Here is a 16,753-nt window from a genome sequence, read left to right as displayed (position 1 = left end):
GGCTTTCGCCCAAAAAGCTAGGCGAGAAGCCGAGTTTCTAACAAGGCAATGGATGGTACACTTTTAAATTAAACTCTCTGCAACACTCTCATCTGTGATTAATACATCGATGTATCCTCCTTTTAATGCACCGATAATCGCCTCCCTTTTTTTGATTCCTCCGGCTACGGCAACAACATGGTTGAGCGATTTTAACATACTAATTTCAGTGCTAATCAATTTTTTGTGTAAATCAATTTGAAGAACATTCCCATCGATATCATAAAACTGACTTAATAAATCACCAACGGCTCCTTTGGATTTTAAAATTTCCATATCATTCAAATTTAGATATCCCTCTTTGACGAGAGTGGCCTTTTCATTTAATGCTCCAATTCCAACGACAGTAATAGTGGAATGTGGAATCATCTGTGAGATTTCTTTAATTGGTTTTTCATCTAACATCTCTTGAGCAAGGTTTTCAGTCGAAACCATAAGAGGTGATGGCATGATGTAGTGTGTATAGTTTGGGTTGGTGTAGTAATCAGAATAAGTGTTAATAGCTGTAGGCATATAAAATTTCACTCCACCAGATAAGGAAACAAATGTAACCTTGTACTTCGTTGAAATATTTAGATTTCCTAATGTTTTAGATACAGCTTCCCCATAGCCAATATTTATCATGGTGTCCCGAGTGATACGATCCTCGATATATTGAGCGGCAGCTATCTTTAAACTATCAGCTATATTTTGGGTGGAAGACGGAACAATATATATATCACTTAACTCGTATTTCTCTTTAATCTCATTCTGTAGATCCATATTGTAGCTTTTATCTAGATTTACTTTAAATTGTACTATGTTGTTGGTTTTCGCCTTTTCTAGAAATTTTATGACTTTCATTCTGGATAAATTTAACGATTCTGCTATTTCATTTTGAGTTAGACCTTCGTTGTAATATTTCCATGCAATTTTTGCAATTAGATCATTTTCATAGGACATAATTCATCACTCTTTACAAGGTATTTTTGGAACAAATTATTGTATATAAAACTTATGTTTGATATTTAAGTTAAATATAACAGTAAAAATTGATTTGGTCAATTACTATAATAGTAACTTTATATAGAATGTCGATAAGTGTAGTTTATTCTTTATTACCAAGGTTTTATCGACGTATATTATTTGTGATTGATCTAAAATCACCTTATGAAATAGTAGGTTTAGTTTAAAAAATAAAAAATAATAAAATAATAAAATGATACTTGATAAATAAAAAGTTTGAAACTATAATAGAATTATAAATTAAGAAAGCGATTACAATTGGTCGATTACATATCAAGATGTAGGAGGGTTGAAACAATGGTATCTGTTAGGAACTTAGTTAAGTTAGAGAACATACAAAAGTCTTTTAACCAAAACAAAGTTTTGAAAGGGGTTTCTTTAGAAATTGCTGAATCTGAAGTTATCTCGATTATTGGTGGTAATGGAGCTGGTAAAAGTACATTAATGAAAATTCTTACTGGTGTATATAAAGCTGATGATGGGACGATTGAGATAAACAGTGAGAAAATCCATCAGTATAATCCACGTTTAGCTCATGAAAAAGGGATTTACTTGGTTCCGCAAGAGCCGTTATTATTTCCAAATATGACGGTTGAACAAAATCTTACAATTGGATTTAACAAAGACAAAAGCGATGTAAAAGAACAATCTAAAAATTTAATTGAGGAATTAGGTTGGGATATTGATCTAAATCGATTAGCGAATTCATTAACGATTGCAGAGCAACAGCAACTAGAAATTATCAAAGGGCTTTTAAGAGAAGCGAAGGTGTTAATTTTAGATGAACCAACTTCTGCATTAACGTTTTCGGAAACCAAGTCACTGTTTACAGTCATCGAAAAACTAAAGTCTTCCGGTGTTGGGATCTTCTATATTACTCATAGACTAGATGAAGTATTTCAGATTTCCACACATGCAGTGATTTTGCGCGATGGTAAAGTCACACTTAAAGGGAAGATTGAAAAGTTTACAAAGGAAATGCTCATTAAAGGTCTGTTACCAGAAGGAAATGAAAATAGATACAAAGATAAATTTGAGAAGAAACTAGTAAATCGTGAAAATGAAGAACCAATTTTAAAGGTTGAAAACATCAGTGGTGATGGATTTAGAAATATTAGTTTCGATGTATTTAAAGGAGAAGTTGTTGGTTTAGGTGGCTTAGTTGGAGCAGGAAGAACAGAAATTGCAGAAGCGATTTATGGGATAAATCAAGTCAGTAGTGGAAAGGTTTACTTAAATGGAGACGATATTACGAAACTAGGAATTAATGAAACTATTGAAAGCGGTTTATCTTATATCCCAGAGGATCGATTTTTACATGGGATTTTTTCTATTAGTTCTATTCGGAATAATATCACAGCACAAATCATAAAACGACAAGGATTTTTTCTTAAAAAGAAATTTGAGAAAAAAGTTACAAATGAATACGTAGAACGCTTAAGTATTTTACTTAGTAACCAGGAAGATGAAATAAAGTCATTATCTGGTGGGAATCAACAAAAAGCAGTTATTGCGAGAATCTTATCTACTAACCCACAGTTAATCATCATGGACGAACCTACTAGAGGAATTGACGCAGCCGCACGAAGTGATATTTACTCAATCATTACAGAGTTAAAAGAACAAGGATATTCGATACTGCTTATCTCGTCAGACTTAGAAGAAATAGAACGAATTAGTGATCGGATCTTTGGTATTTACCGAGGAGTGTGTAATGCTTTTCTCGGATTAAATGAAATAAATGCTACCAACGTTATGAAAGTAGCTTTTGGAACATATGAAGGAAGTGAAACATATGTCGAAAATTAAATCGATAACAGCTAAACGTGAATTTAGAACCTTTCTATTTTTAATCGTACTATTTGTCGTAGTAGGTATCGTGAACACAGATTTTCTATCAATAAATAACATTGCAAATTCTCTTAAAAGTAGTCTGCTGTATATTGTACTCGCAGTCGGGATGACATTTGTTCTACTAACTGGAAATATAGATATTTCAGTGGGTGGTGTTTTAGGACTTAGCGCTGCGGTAAGTGGCATGATTCTTAGAGACGGAGGTAGCTTCCTTGTTGCAATCGCTGTAGCCATTCTAATTGGAGCGGTTATCGGTTTGATCAACGGATTAGGGGTAACAAAATTAAAAATTTCTTCCTTTATTATGACCTTAGGTATGCTTGAAATAACGAGAGTGGTGCAAGTCATCTATACCGATGGACAATGGGTGGAAAATTTACCAATAGAGTTTAAACAACTCTCTCAATTGAGCTTTATGGGTATGAACGTTCTATCTATCATTGTTGTAGTAAGTGTCATACTGGTTCATTTGTATCTATCTAGAAGTAGAAGGGGTAGATATTTTGCCGCAATCGGAGATAACGAGGATGGAGCGGTGTTATTAGGGATACCGGTAGAGCGATATAAAACACTTTCATTTGTAATCTCAAGTGTGTGTGCCTCTTTAGCAGGATTAATTTTTGCTACCCAAATAGGATTTATATCAACCACAGCGGGTGTTGGAATTGAAATGACTGTTATCGCGGCAGCTGTTCTAGGTGGCGTATCGTTAAGTGGAGGTGTGGGTTCGGTAATTGGAGCGGGTATTGGTGCTATTATTATGATCTCTATTAACTCGGCACTCGTCTATATGAAGGTTCCGGCATACTGGAATGATGCAATCTCAGGATCACTACTCATTATTATTGTTGTAAGTGACGCACTAATCGCTAGAAATGCTAGCAAGCAAGCTAAGAAAGAAAGACTGAATACAAGAGTCCTTCAAGAGGAGGTGCGAGAATCCTATGCTAAGTAAAATACCGAAATGGAACCTAGTTTTAGTTGTTGTTTTAATCGCAGAAATTATTGTTTTTGGGTTAATGAATCCAAGGTTTTGGAACATATCTATCTTATTGAATAGCTTTAATGACTTTGTAGGCATTGCTATTATCGGATTCTTCGTTACATTCGTTGTTATTACGGGAGGTATAGACATCTCGGGAGGATCGATAATTGGTTTAACTTCTGTTGTATTAGGCCTTTTATCGCAAATACTCGGTCTTAACATTTGGTTAGCTGTACTTCTAGCGATTCTAGTAGGTGGATTATGTGGCTTGTTAAATGGGGTGCTTATTGCCTATGGAAACGTGCAAGCGATGGTTATCACTCTTGGTGGTATGCTGCTATACAGTGGGGTTGCCGTTGTGCTAGTAGGTGTGTCTGGTGTAAGTGCTTATGAAGGAATTGCGGGCTTCTCGGAACAATTTAGTAAGCTTGCATACGGAAAAGTACTAGGAATTCCGCATTCTGTTATTTTATTCTTAATCATGTTTGCTATTGCTTATATACTTCTACATCTCACTAGATTTGGAAGATTTATATATTTAACAGGAATTAATCAAAACGCAGCCGATTACTCTGGGATTGATACTAGAAAAATAATTACTAGTACCTATGTTCTATCCGGGTTAAGTGCTGGAGTTGCAGGTGTGATGTTAACTTCTTATTTAGGTAGTGCTAGAGCCGATTTTGGTTCAGAGTATCTTATGCCAATTTTGACTGTAGTAGTTCTAGGGGGAACATTAATTACAGGAGGTAAAGGGGGTGTTGTTGGAACTGCTCTAGCAAGTATTATTGTAGGTTTTCTACAAGTAGGTTTGCAAATGGGGGGGATGTCTACTCAATATATTGGGTTGGCAACAGGGTTACTCCTCATCATATCCGTTGCATTCTTAGGAATATCTTCAGATTTCAAGTCTAATTTTAAAAAGATTGTAGTACCCAAAAAAATAAATTGGAGGTAGATTAGTAATGAAAAACACAAAACTATTCAAATTGATTTTCGGAATCCTGTTAGTAGTTCTATTGTTAGCTGCATGTAATTCCGGTGAAGAAGAAACCTCAGGAGATTCAGGCGATACAACAGAAGACACAACAGAAGATACAGCAGAAGAGGCGGAGTCAGAAGGTAGTTCAGAAGAAGCGGAAGGAGCAGATCCTAGTGACATAGAAGTAGTGTTCATTCCTAAAATGACAGGAAATGCTTTCTTTGAATCTGGTAACGATGGGGCACAAGCAATGGCTGAAAAAGTTGGTTTCAATGTTAAATACGATGGTGCTCCAGAAGGAACAGTTGCTAACCAAGTACAAATCATTAATGGTGCTGTGAACAGTGGCGCTGATGCCATTGCAATATCATCTGTATCAACAGATGGTTTGAACCAAGCGTTACAAAAAGCATTAGATGCAGGTATGAAAATAGTAACGTGGGATTCCGATGTTGATCCAGAGTATCGTTCTGCTTATATAAATCAAGGTACACCAGAAATTTTAGGTGAAATGCTTGTTGAAATGGCAGCAGAACAAATGGATAATCCTGAAGATCCACAAGAAGTTGCTTGGTTTTACTCAAGTCCGACTGTACCAGACCAAAACTCATGGGTTGAGTTTGCTACAACTTATATTGAAGAAACATACCCAAGTTGGGAAATTGTAACAACGCAATTCGGTGATGCTAATGAACAAAAATCTTTACAAGTGGGAGAGAGTATTCTAGATTCTTACCCTGACATCGACGCTATAATTGCTCCTGACTCTACTGCACTTCCAGCAATGGCACAAGCTGCACAAAATAAGGGATTAACTGCTGAAGATGTGATTATTACTGGATTTGCTTCTCCAAATTCAATGAGACAGTTTATTGAAAGTGGAACTATTTTAAACCACGGTCTATGGGATGTAACGGATCAAGGTGCTCTTGCTGTTTACATTGCTTACCATCTAGCACAAGGAAATGAACTAAAAGTAGGTGACACGGTTGAGGTTCCTGACATGGGCGAAGTGAAACTTGAGCCAAACTCAATCCAAGGTTATGACTATGAATCTGATGATTCGGGTATCATTGTTCTTCCTGAACGAATTGTATTTACAGAAGATAATACGAACGACTACGATTTTTAATTTAGATTAAATCCGTAATAATACTTCACAGAGGAGAGTTTAAAATATGGCAGATAATGTTGGAAATAAAATTGCGAAAAATTTCTCGGAAGATGTACCTTTTATGGAGAGTGGAAATTTTCATGTAAAAGGAGCTTCTAACTTAGACTGGGGAATGAAAGATCGTCTATCTAGGATTTTTAATCCGGATACAGGGAAAACTATTATGCTAGCTTTTGACCATGGCTACTTTATGGGACCAACTTCTGGATTAGAAAGATTAGACCTATTAGTTCCTAGATTAGAAAAATATGTAGATTGCTTAATGGGTACGAGAGGTGCTATTCGTAGTAGTGTCTCACCAACCTATAATAAACCAATTGCACTAAGAGCATCTTCCGGGTCTAGTATCTTACAAGATGATCTAAGCCACGAATCCATGGTGGTAGATATTGAAGATGCAGTAAGAATGAATGCAAGTGCTATCGCTATTCAAACCTTCATAGGTGCTGATGGGCAAAAAGAAACTATTGAACAATTAAACAAAGCGGTAAATCTGGGAACAAGATATTCAATCCCAACAATGGGTGTTGTAGCGGTTGGAAAAGAAATGGAAAGAACAACTCAATTCTTCTTGTTAGCTACAAGAATGTTAGCAGAGTTTGGTGTTCAGATTGTTAAAACGTACTATTGTGATGATTTTGAAAAGGTTGCAGCTGCTTGTCCTGTACCACTAGTTGTAGCTGGAGGGAAGAAAATTCCTGAAAAAGATGCACTGACTTTAGCGTACAAATCCATTCAAGGTGGTGCCGCTGGGGTAGATATGGGAAGAAACATTTTCCAATCGCAGTACCCTGAAGAAATGATTCAAGCTGTCGTGAAGGTAGTGCATGAAGGATACTCGGATATAGAAGCATATGAGTACTTCCAACATTTAATTAATTAAGCAAATAATATTTTACCTTGTAAAGCTTCTACTAATATTAAGTAGAAGCTTTACTTCTAAAAAACGTATCGGGAGGTTTACATATGGCAAAAGTAGCATTTTTAGTTGCGCCTGATTTTGAAGACTCAGAAATGAAAAATCCTTACGAAAGAATAAGAGAAGCAGGTCATGATACTGTGATTATTGGTAATAAAAAAGGCGTAGAATGTCGTGGCAAGAAAGGAACAGTTGTCTACGAAACAGAGCTTTCGACCGCAGAGGCTAATCCGAATGATTATGACGCTGTTGTCATTCCAGGAGGAAGTGCACCAGAGGAGCTAAGGGTTAATGATGATACGGTGAACTTTGTAAAAAAACTCAATAATCATTCCAAGTTAATCGCTGGTATTTGTCATGGACCGCAAGTTATGATTAGTGCAAAAATTCTAGATGGGAAAGAAGTGACGTGCTTTAAAGGGATTCGTGATGATGTAATTAACGGTGGTGCGTCATTTAAAGATGAAGAAGTAGTTGTGAGCGATAACATTATCACTTCACGGACACCTGTAGATGAGCCTGCCTTTATTAGAGAGATTTTGGCGAAACTGAGTTAAAAAACCCATTATAAAGAGGTTATTAAGCTCTGTGTATACTTCCTTCTGCTTATCATAATTAAGATAAGTAGAAGGAGTTTCCTATTGATTTCAACGGATTTTTGCTAAAAATGTGAATGAAGGGGGACGTAAAAGTGGAAATTGTTTCAGTAAAAGAAATATTGGATAAAGCTTTAAGGGAAGGTTATGCGGTTGGACATTTCGACGTTCATAATCTTGAATGGATGCAAGCTGCTTTAGGGGCGGCAAAAGAGGAAAATTCTCCTATTATTATTGGAGTAACTGAGGAAGCAGTTCGTTATTTCGGTGGATTTTCGGTAGCTACGTATATGCTAAAAGCATTAATGCGTGAAATGAATATCACCGTGCCAGTGGCTCTTCACCTTGACCACGGATCTAGCATAGAAAATTGTAAGGCTGCAATCGATGCGGGTTTCACTTCTGTGATGATTGATGCATCTCACCATCCTTTTAAGGAAAACGCGAAAATTACTAAGCAAGTGGTCGATTATGCGCATGAGCGTGGGGTTACTGTAGAAGCGGAATTAGGCAGTATTGGCGGCCAAGAGGATGGAGTTGTAGTTAAAGGTCCTATCTATGCGGACTTAACAGAATGTGTGGAATTAGTTAAACAGACAGGAATCGATAGTTTAGCCCCAGCGCTTGGTTCAGCTCATGGGCCATACAAAGGTGAACCGAAATTAGGTTTTGATGAAATGAAAGCAATCAGTGAAGCAATTGGCATTCCATTGGTGTTACACGGAGGATCAGGACTTTCTACTGAGCATATAAAAAGGGCGATATCATTAGGAACAGCAAAGGTGAATGTTAATGCTGACAATCATCTTGCTTTTTCAAAAACAGTTCGCGAATTTTTAAAAAGTGATTCGGATGTGTATGATGCCCGAGTGTATAATGATGCTGGAAGAAAAGCGGTAAAAGAAACGATTATAGGCAAGCTACGCTTGTTTGGTTGCTCCGGAAAAGGGTAGATATATTGGATGAAAGGTTGGACGGATCTCATTTGCCATTTTGGTAAATGAGATCAAAATATTTGTGATGCACAATAATAAGCCCGTTTTAGGAATGTCTACTATACGGGGATAATATAATCCTCATGACGGAATAACCCAGGGGATTTTATTTATCAGAGAAAGACTTGAGCTTGCGGAGATTCCATTCCTTCTGTTTCACCTAGAACAAGACAAAATAACTTTCCCAGTGAAGTTATTTTGTCTTGTTGGTTTTTCGAGAAATATTTACTTGTTAATATCAAGTTGCTCTAAACACTGGAGATATATGTGTTCTTTAGTTAATCCATATACTTCTTTCAAGTAATCGGTTTTACCTACTTGACCAAATTGCTCGTTAATTCCTATTCTTTTCATCTTAGTTGGTCGGTGCTCGCTTAACACCTCTGCTACGGCACTGCCTAAACCGCCAATTATATTGTGGTTTTCAGCTGTTACAATATGGTTTGTTTTTTCAGCATAATGGATGATTAACTCTCTATCGATTGGTTTCAGGGTAAATAGATCAATAACTGCAGCATTGATATTCTTCGCTTCTAACATGTCAGAGGCTTGTAATGCTTCTGCAACCATTATTCCAGTTGCGATAATGGTTATGTCATTTCCATCTCGTAGCACCTTTCCTTTTCCAATTTCAAAGGTTTCGTCACTATTGTAAAGTTTAACTGCATTTTTTCGTATCGTCCTCATATAATGGAACCCATATATTTTCTCGACCTGTGTTAGGAGATTACGAAGCATTGAGGCATCACTTACTTCTATTACTGTTGCACCTGGTATGATTCTGGTTAATGCTAAATCTTCAAATACCATGTGGGTGCCGCCATTATGTTCAGCAGTTACCCCCGCATCCGAACCAAGTATCTTTATGTTCAACTTAGCATAATTGCAAGACACAAAAAGCTGGTCATAGGCACGCCTTGTTGCAAACTGTCCAAACGTATGCAAATAAGGGATTTTTCCGGTAAGGGAAAGACCAGCTGCCACTCCAATCATATTGGCTTCCATGATGCCACAGTTAATCAATTGATTTGGAATTTCTTTAATTATTTTATTCGTTGTTATAGCACTCATCAAATCTGCTTCTAATCCGATTATATCTGGATTTTGTTGTGCTAAATGAAGGAGGGTGTTCGCATAAACTTGCCTCATTTCAATATGATCTAATTCATAGGAGGTATTTATGCTATTCATGCTTTAACCCCCGTTCTTAATTCTAATTCCTTTATTGCTGTAGTAATTGCTTGATGGTCCTGCTCAGAAGGTCTGATATGATGATTGCTTTCTAATTGTTCGAGATATGGGACACCTTGACCTTTAATTGTGTCCAAAATAATTGCAACTGGTTTATCTGATTGTGTTTTTGCCTTTTCGACCGCATGATATATTTCTCCGACTGAGCTACCATTGACTTTAAGGGTATAGAACCCAAAAGCTTTAAACTTTGGTCCAAAATCAATTGGATCAATTATATCCTTAGTAAGACCGTCGAGTTGTTTTTTGTTATCGTCTATAAATACAATTAACCGACTTAGTTTATGATGGGAAGCAAATTGAAATGCTTCCCAACACTGACCCTCATTTAATTCTCCATCTCCAACAATGGCAAATGTATAGTTTGGTTTATTAGAAAGCTTATGTGAAAGAGCTACACCTGTTGCTACAGAGATGCCCTGACCTAAGGATCCGGTGGTCATATCGACACCGGGTGTCTTCAAGCGGTCAGGATGGGATGGTAGCTTAGTTCCATTTTTGTTTAAAGAGTAGAGAAACGTTTCATCAAAGAATCCTTTAATGAATAAAGTGGCGTAAAGTGCAGGCCCTCCATGACCTTTAGAAAGAATAAAGTAATCCCGTTCTTCCCATTTTGGAGATATCGGATCATATTTCATCATACCGCCATATAAAACAGCAAGAGTTTCAACAATGGATAGGCTACCACCATAATGTCCGAATCCTAGATTTTCTAGTTCTTTTAATGTGTAAAGGCGGATTTTATCACTTAAATGCTGTAACTCTTCTAGTGAAGAAGGCAATAACTTTCACCATCCCTTTCGTTAGATAGATTTAATTGATTTATCTTTATTTTTCGTCACAACTCCGTGAATAATTGCAATTGCTAATGTGCCGAGGACAAGTGTAGCGATACCGGCAGCACCAAACCATGTTACAGAGTACCCTGTAAGGATGCCTGTTAATGCAAAGTCTGAGTCAGAGAAGGTGGTATTCGCAAACCCTAGCTCACCAAGAACTGGCATTAATAGTACTGGCAAGAAGGTGATTAACAAACCATTGGCAAACGAACCAACTGTAGCGCCTTTAACACCACCAGTTGCATTTCCGAATACACCTGCAGTTGCTCCGGTAAAGAAGTGCGGCACAACTCCTGGTAATATGATGATAGCACCAACCCATCCTAATATTGCCATACCTACAAGTCCTCCTAAGAAGCTACAGAAAAAACCTAATAGTACTGCGTTTGGCGCATAGGGAAAAACAATTGGGCAATCTAGTGCTGGTTTTGCATTAGGGACAATTTTTTCTGAAAAGCCTTTAAAGGCAGGGACAATTTCTGCGATAACAAGTCGCACACCTTGAAGGATGACGAATACACCAGCGGCAAATTTAATTGCTTCAATTAAAGAGAAAACAATAAAATTCTTGCCTCCACTAAGTTCGCCTTCTATATAAGTTGGTCCAGTAAACAATGCTACTATTACATACAGAATCACCATTGTTAGAGAGATACTAACCGAACTATCTCGTAAGAATGATAAGCTTTTGGGGAATTTTAAGTCTTCTGTTGACTTACTATTTTTAAATAATTTTCCAATTAACCCAGATAACACGTAACCTAAAGTACTAAAGTGTCCGAATCCAATTTTGTCGGTTCCTGTGATTTTTCGCATGAAGGGTTGTGCCATAGCAGGAAATATTGCCATCGATAAACCTAAAGCAATCGCCCCAATAAAGATACCAAATGGCCCTTCAAGTTCTGCTACCACAAGAATGACGGCAAACATACAAGCTAAATAGAGTGTATGGTGCCCAGTTAAGAAAATATATTTAAATTTCGTGAAACGAGCAATAAGAATATTAGCAAACATTCCAAAAAACATGATAAGAGCAGTTGCTGTTCCGTATTCCGTTAAAGCCATTGCTACAATCGCTTCATTATTTGGAACAACTCCATCAACGTTAAAAGCATGTTGAAACATCAGACCAAAAGGTTCTAATGATGAAACAAGTACACCAGCACCGGCAGCAATAACAACGAAGCCTAAAAATGACTTCGTAGTCCCACGAATAATTTCATGTGCTGGCTTCTTCTGTACGGCAAGCCCAATTAGAGCAATTAATGCGACGAGAACTGCTGGTTCACTTAAAATATCTACCATTAAATTTAAAAATCCTGTCATTATAACTCTCCTCCTTTTTTAACTAATGTCTTTTTCTTTTAAGTAACTTAACAACTTAGTTTTTAACTCATCTGTATCGACAATATTATTTAAAACGATCATGTCACCTAAATTCGTACAACTGTCTTCAAGGTCTTTCGCTACTACATATAAGTCTGCGATGCCAGGTGTGGCTGATGATAAATCAGAGTGTTCTACTTCAATATTTTCGATGTTCTCCGCCTTAAGAATGTCATTGATATTCATTTCAACCATGAAACTACTACCTAAACCTGAGCCGCAAATAGCTAATATTTTCATTTTTGTCCATCTCCTTTATCCCTCTGTATGGGAATATTTTTTTATAAGTGCTAATATTTCATGTTTTGACGTAACATTTTTGAGTATTCGTTGATTTTCTTCCACGTTTAGTAACCTAGTAAGCTGTGCCATTGCTTTTAAGTGTGTAACGTTATCGATAGCTGCTATACAAATAAATACATGGACAGGCTCTTTCCCATTGTTCAAAATATGAATCGGTTGATCTAATTTCAAAATGCTCATACCAATTTTATTTACACCGTCTTCCGGTCGCGCATGTGGAATGGCGATACCAGGTCCAATAATGATATAGGGACCATAATTTTTTACTTTGGAAATAATTGCGTCTACGTAACGGGTTTCTATGATCTGTTCTGCTATTAAGGGCTCAGCGACACAGTGAATTGCTGCTTCCCAATCGTCAATAGCAGGTTTAATTTCAATCATTGTCTCTGTAATTAACTCATCAAGCACTGGGTGACTCCCCCTATCTGCCTTCCCATTGTCATTCGATAACAATGCATGTAGTTTTTTCTTTAATCCTTGTTCATCATGAATGACAGCATATTGTTTTATTTCTTTCAGTAAAGTTTGAATAAATGGTTTCCTTGGTTTTGTCCTGAAGAATCGGGAATAGATTTCTTGTTCTAGTAAAGATTTTTCTATGGCTGTCATTAGCGGATTAACAATAAATAATGGTTGATCTGTCTCCAAGAAGACAGTAGAAAAAATGATGTCGTAAGAATCAATGGGTATGGTATTAAAGTCTTCAACGGAAATCATTTTTTCAAAATTGAAATTACCGAAAAGAGAAGCAAGTTGATGTTTTAGCATTAAGGATGAGCTAATGCCGTTAGGGCATACAATTATTGCTTCTAGTTTGTTAAGTTCCTGTTTAGGGTTTTCAAGTAGAGAACCAAAATAAATGGTTAAGTACCCAATTTCGTCTTCTGGAAATTTAGTATTCAGTATATCTTCGATGGGGAGCACAATTTCTCTAATGATAGTAAAGAGCTCAGAATGCTCATGTTTAATTTGGTCTAGTAATACATTTATAATAGGAATTCGGTACATAATTCGGTAGTATGCTGGTTTAAGATGTTGATAGAGATTAAGTAGATTTTGCTCCCTGTTTTTTAGATATATACAGGTTCTTTGTTCAAAATCATAGAACATTTTTTCGCAAAGGTTGAAAAGAAAGTCATCCTTAGTTGGTGAATCCCCTAGTGATAAGCCTAAAAGGTGAGTGATGACATAAGCAATTTCATCATTTGGAATTGTAAAAATCACATGGTCAAGTATATCCTTTGCTGGAGCATACATCTTATTTTCTAATAGTTGTTGCTTGCTCGTAGAGTGGTAAGAGATAAATTTTCCTTTGGAGATGCGTAAAAAATAGAATGATAAAAAAACTTTAAAGTCTTTTAAGCGTCCTTCAACAAATGAAAGTTTATAGGTGTGTTTAAGATTGTCTATGATATTTTCGGGTGTTACATCACTGAACACTATATTAGATGGATAGTTCCAGTAATTTAATAGGGCTCTAATTGCCATGTTTCCACTTTTTTTTTGTAGTAGGTTAGTTATACATTGGAGAGCTAACGTTCTTTTATCCTCTTCTGTACCTTTTAAATGGTAGCCTTTATTTCTCGTATAGTTCACATAAACCAATTGTTTTTCCGTGTATTTATTCGTTTTTTTAATAATATTTATCGAAGTATTCCTACTTACAACAAAAAAGTCATTTAAATGCTGAGAAGAAATAAATTCCTGTCTAGTGAAGAGAAACAAATAAGTCATAAAATCCCGTACGTCATAAGAAAAGTAGGTGCTATTAGGAAGCTTAAATCTTGTGTTGATAATGAAATGTTTAATTTCACTTGGTGGATTAACTTGTTTTACCCCACTGTAGTGTATAGACGGCAACTCGTTTTCTTTTAGCCAAGCATTGATTTTATTTAAGTCATATTCGATTTGCCTCCTTGTCAAATTTGTCTTTTCGCATAATTGTTGAATCGTGAGAGATTGATTAAAGACTATTTGTTCTAATAAATAAGATGGTCTTTCTTCAAGCATAGGTAGGGATCCCTCCTGTAATTAATATATTATTAAGCGCTTTCATTAAGAATGTCCGATTAGTACAAAAATTGTGGACAACATAAAATAAAATTGTGCACTGGAGTAGGGATAGTACCTGAGCAAAATCTGATATGGGAGCCTAGTGAACTAGGTATGGTTATTGTGTTCGATACATGGGTCTGAAGAGGAACAACTGACGCGGCAGCATCAACACTATTCGTCTCCATGTTAGCGAGCAATCACCTTTACTTTCACTTTGGAAGCTCACTATTTTAATAGCGGAGAGGATGTCACCGCGGACATATTCACTTAGCTAATAAAATCCCGTCTAAGCCTTTGTTAAAAGTATTATTTTCCTAATCTTATGTTCAGTTTCTCTTTCATAGCCTAAGGTGGTAAACTAATTAGTGAATTATCAAGAGCGGAATGAATAATTTAAGTGGGTGCAAAAATGAATCATAGGCAGAAGGAATTGCTGAAAATTTTATTACGGCAGAAAGAAAGCACAAACATTAGTGATTTATGCAATCAACTGAAGTGCTCGGAAAAAACGGTTCGAAATGATTTGAATCAAATGGAAGAGATTTTGACTGCATACCCTAGTGCCCAACTTGTTCGGAAACCTGGTATCGGAATTTCACTTAAAATTGACGAATTAGACCGTTCTCGTATTTTTCAATCGCTATTTTCTAATGAGATGAAATCAACAGAAGACCGTTTTGTGGAAATTGCTTATCAGCTATTGATAAGCGATAAATCAATAACTATAAAGGAATTAGTAAATCGTTATTATGTTCCTATCGGACTAATTAAAAAGGATCTAGACCGGATAGAAAAATGGGTAGAGAAGTACGGTCTTGAACTAGTTTCCAAACCACGGATTGGAAATACGATTGAAGGAATGGAGCTTAATAAACGGAGCGCGTTAGCTCACTTGTCAGAACTGTTATCTACTGATCAAGAAAAAAACTATGTTTTAGATTTATTTTTACCATATGAGGTATCTACTGTTCAAAGGGCTTTACTTGATTTACAGCAACAATATGACATGTCGTTTACAGATGGCGCAATGGAAAGTCTCCTTATCCATGCACTTATTATGGTGAAACGAACAAGACAGAAATCACCTGTCTTTATACCGGAGGAAGAAAGTGAATCCATCTATCGCTATAAAGAATATGAACATGCGTTGTCATTTTCTAATAAATTAGAATCTGTCTTCCGTATTAGTTTCCCAGAAGAAGAGCGAATCTACTTCACCTGGCATTTGATCAGCGGTAAAAAAAGAGAAGATGAATCGCTGGATGTCTTCCTTTCTGATGAGTACTTAATGAATGTGATTACGGATTTAACTCTGAAAATAGATAAGTTGACACTGTTCACTTTTGAAATGGATACGGTTTTAATCAAAGGACTCGCCGTTCATATTTACTCCGTAATAAACCGGATTAAGTACGGTTTTCCGCTTACCAACCCTCTTCTATCAGAGATAAAGAGAATGTATCCCTATATGTTTAACATGGTCATGCTCTCACTAAATGAGATTAACGAAAAGTATCATTTAGATATTCCAGAAGATGAGGCAGCCTATTTGGTTCTTCATTTCCAAGCTTCGATAGAAAGACTTGAAGGAATTAGAGAGAAAAAGAAGCAAGCACTGATTGTGTGTCATTTGGGCGTAGGTATCTCTCACCTCTTGGAAGCGAAATTAAAGCATCACTACCAAAATATTAAAATAGTAGGTTGTATTAGTAAAAAGGAAGTCGCAGAGTCTTTGCGACATGAGGAAGTAGATTTCATCATTACCACCGTGCCAATTAATCAGAACAATGTTCCACAAGTCGTCATTTCACCTTTATTAGAAGAGAGCGATAAAGAAAAGCTCAGCCAATTTGTGGTGGAATTGGATGATAAGGAAAAAGATAACGATGTAAGTGGGCGGCTCACAAAATTAGTTCGTGGTGATATGGTTTATCTTCAATTAGAGGAATCCCATCCGTTTAAAGTGGTGGAAAGTCTCGGGGATGTGCTTTTTCAAAAAGGATTGGTAAACGAGACTTTTACACACAATGCATTAGTTAGAGAGAGAAAGTCTGCTACCTCGATTGGTGGAGGAGTTGCCATTCCCCATGGTAATCCAGAGATGGTTTATCAGTCAGCGATAGCTGTTGCGGTTCTGGATAAGCCGATCGAATGGGGTTCTGAACTTGTATCGGTGGTATTCATGCTAGCAATCGCCAATCAAGATCGTAAATTAAACCGTGGTGCTGTCGCGGAGATTGCGGCAATAAGTGAGGATCCAGCACATCTGAATGCTTTAATCGGAGCCAGGAGTGTTGAGGGATTTTTGAATAATATAAACAGCAAAGAGTAGAGAATGTGGATAAAACCATCATTCCTACTCTTTTT

14 protein-coding genes are annotated in these 16,753 nt (G+C 36.6%); 8 read left to right on the top strand and 6 right to left on the bottom strand.

Annotated features, from left to right (window positions below; genetic code table 11):
* Positions 1 to 63: 63 nt before the first annotated feature.
* Positions 64 to 981 (bottom strand): sugar-binding transcriptional regulator, encoded by a 918-nt coding sequence (locus LD272_RS08065; RefSeq protein ID WP_226036100.1) that lies wholly within the window; start codon positions 979 to 981, stop codon positions 64 to 66.
* 360 nt (positions 982 to 1,341) lie between these two features.
* Here LD272_RS08065 and LD272_RS08060 point away from each other — a divergent pair, with 360 nt between their 5' ends.
* From LD272_RS08060 to fba, 7 genes are all read left to right on the top strand, one after another.
* Positions 1,342 to 2,853 carry a sugar ABC transporter ATP-binding protein gene (locus LD272_RS08060; RefSeq protein ID WP_226036099.1) on the top strand — a complete coding sequence of 504 codons (1,512 nt, stop codon included), beginning with the start codon at positions 1,342 to 1,344 and terminating at the stop codon, positions 2,851 to 2,853.
* Complete coding sequence (locus LD272_RS08055; RefSeq protein WP_226036098.1) at positions 2,840 to 3,853, top strand: ABC transporter permease; 1,014 nt, start codon at positions 2,840 to 2,842, stop codon at positions 3,851 to 3,853. Before LD272_RS08060 ends, LD272_RS08055 begins: the two co-directional genes overlap by 14 nt.
* Positions 3,843 to 4,841, top strand: a complete 999-nt coding sequence (locus LD272_RS08050) for an ABC transporter permease (RefSeq protein ID WP_226036097.1) — start codon at positions 3,843 to 3,845, stop codon at positions 4,839 to 4,841. Before LD272_RS08055 ends, LD272_RS08050 begins: the two co-directional genes overlap by 11 nt.
* Positions 4,842 to 4,848: 7 nt before the next feature.
* A complete protein-coding gene (gene lsrB, locus LD272_RS08045; RefSeq protein ID WP_226036096.1) occupies positions 4,849 to 5,997 on the top strand; it encodes an autoinducer 2 ABC transporter substrate-binding protein LsrB in 1,149 nt (382 codons plus the stop codon).
* Between the two features lie 46 nt (positions 5,998 to 6,043).
* A complete protein-coding gene (gene lsrF / locus LD272_RS08040) occupies positions 6,044 to 6,922 on the top strand; it encodes a 3-hydroxy-5-phosphonooxypentane-2,4-dione thiolase (RefSeq protein WP_226036095.1) in 879 nt (292 codons plus the stop codon).
* Between the two features lie 83 nt (positions 6,923 to 7,005).
* On the top strand, positions 7,006 to 7,515 hold the full coding sequence (locus LD272_RS08035; protein ID WP_226036094.1) for a type 1 glutamine amidotransferase domain-containing protein: 510 nt from the start codon (positions 7,006 to 7,008) through the stop codon (positions 7,513 to 7,515).
* Between the two features lie 134 nt (positions 7,516 to 7,649).
* Positions 7,650 to 8,507, top strand: a complete 858-nt coding sequence (gene fba / locus LD272_RS08030; RefSeq protein ID WP_226036093.1) for a class II fructose-1,6-bisphosphate aldolase — start codon at positions 7,650 to 7,652, stop codon at positions 8,505 to 8,507.
* 267 nt (positions 8,508 to 8,774) lie between these two features.
* Here the strand turns inward: fba and LD272_RS08025 are convergent, their stop codons facing one another.
* The 5 genes from LD272_RS08025 to LD272_RS08005 are packed head-to-tail and all read right to left on the bottom strand — an operon-like array spanning position 8,775 to position 14,341.
* Positions 8,775 to 9,740 carry a transketolase family protein gene (locus tag LD272_RS08025; RefSeq protein ID WP_226036092.1) on the bottom strand — a complete coding sequence of 322 codons (966 nt, stop codon included), beginning with the start codon at positions 9,738 to 9,740 and terminating at the stop codon, positions 8,775 to 8,777.
* The gene (locus LD272_RS08020; RefSeq protein WP_226036091.1) at positions 9,737 to 10,582 is read right to left on the bottom strand and encodes a transketolase; all 846 of its coding nucleotides are present in this window, start codon (positions 10,580 to 10,582) and stop codon (positions 9,737 to 9,739) included. Before LD272_RS08020 ends, LD272_RS08025 begins: the two co-directional genes overlap by 4 nt.
* Before the next feature lie 21 nt (positions 10,583 to 10,603).
* On the bottom strand, positions 10,604 to 11,965 hold the full coding sequence (ulaA, locus tag LD272_RS08015; protein WP_226036090.1) for a PTS ascorbate transporter subunit IIC: 1,362 nt from the start codon (positions 11,963 to 11,965) through the stop codon (positions 10,604 to 10,606).
* An 18-nt stretch (positions 11,966 to 11,983) separates the two neighbouring features.
* Positions 11,984 to 12,265 (bottom strand): PTS sugar transporter subunit IIB, encoded by a 282-nt coding sequence (locus LD272_RS08010; protein WP_226036089.1) that lies wholly within the window; start codon positions 12,263 to 12,265, stop codon positions 11,984 to 11,986.
* Between the two features lie 15 nt (positions 12,266 to 12,280).
* Positions 12,281 to 14,341, bottom strand: coding sequence for a BglG family transcription antiterminator (locus LD272_RS08005; RefSeq protein ID WP_226036088.1), 2,061 nt, complete (start codon positions 14,339 to 14,341; stop codon positions 12,281 to 12,283).
* A gap of 454 nt (positions 14,342 to 14,795) precedes the next feature.
* Between LD272_RS08005 and LD272_RS08000 the strand changes: the two genes are divergently transcribed.
* Positions 14,796 to 16,718 carry a BglG family transcription antiterminator gene (locus LD272_RS08000; protein ID WP_226036087.1) on the top strand — a complete coding sequence of 641 codons (1,923 nt, stop codon included), beginning with the start codon at positions 14,796 to 14,798 and terminating at the stop codon, positions 16,716 to 16,718.
* Positions 16,719 to 16,753: the final 35 nt, after the last annotated feature.

It is taken from the genome of Aquibacillus saliphilus, from assembly GCF_020404745.1.
In the GTDB taxonomy this organism is placed as follows: domain Bacteria; phylum Bacillota; class Bacilli; order Bacillales; family Amphibacillaceae; genus Aquibacillus; species Aquibacillus saliphilus.
The sequence above is the reverse complement of the archived record's forward strand: the minus strand, read 5'-3'. Positions and strand labels throughout refer to the sequence as shown.

Bases quoted from the DNA above. Each gene is read 5' to 3' on its own strand.
- LD272_RS08060 (WP_226036099.1), top strand. From the start codon at position 1,342: ATGGTATCTGTTAGGAACTTAGTTAAGTTAGAGAACATACAAAAGTCT.
- LD272_RS08050 (WP_226036097.1), top strand. From the start codon at position 3,843: ATGCTAAGTAAAATACCGAAATGGAACCTAGTTTTAGTTGTTGTTTTA.
- lsrB (WP_226036096.1), top strand. From the start codon at position 4,849: ATGAAAAACACAAAACTATTCAAATTGATTTTCGGAATCCTGTTAGTA.
- LD272_RS08010 (WP_226036089.1), bottom strand. From the start codon at position 12,265: ATGAAAATATTAGCTATTTGCGGCTCAGGTTTAGGTAGTAGTTTCATG.
- LD272_RS08055 (WP_226036098.1), top strand. From the start codon at position 2,840: ATGTCGAAAATTAAATCGATAACAGCTAAACGTGAATTTAGAACCTTT.
- lsrF (WP_226036095.1), top strand. From the start codon at position 6,044: ATGGCAGATAATGTTGGAAATAAAATTGCGAAAAATTTCTCGGAAGAT.
- ulaA (WP_226036090.1), bottom strand. From the start codon at position 11,965: ATGACAGGATTTTTAAATTTAATGGTAGATATTTTAAGTGAACCAGCA.
- LD272_RS08000 (WP_226036087.1), top strand. From the start codon at position 14,796: ATGAATCATAGGCAGAAGGAATTGCTGAAAATTTTATTACGGCAGAAA.
- LD272_RS08035 (WP_226036094.1), top strand. From the start codon at position 7,006: ATGGCAAAAGTAGCATTTTTAGTTGCGCCTGATTTTGAAGACTCAGAA.
- LD272_RS08025 (WP_226036092.1), bottom strand. From the start codon at position 9,740: ATGAATAGCATAAATACCTCCTATGAATTAGATCATATTGAAATGAGG.
- LD272_RS08065 (WP_226036100.1), bottom strand. From the start codon at position 981: ATGTCCTATGAAAATGATCTAATTGCAAAAATTGCATGGAAATATTAC.
- LD272_RS08005 (WP_226036088.1), bottom strand. From the start codon at position 14,341: ATGCTTGAAGAAAGACCATCTTATTTATTAGAACAAATAGTCTTTAAT.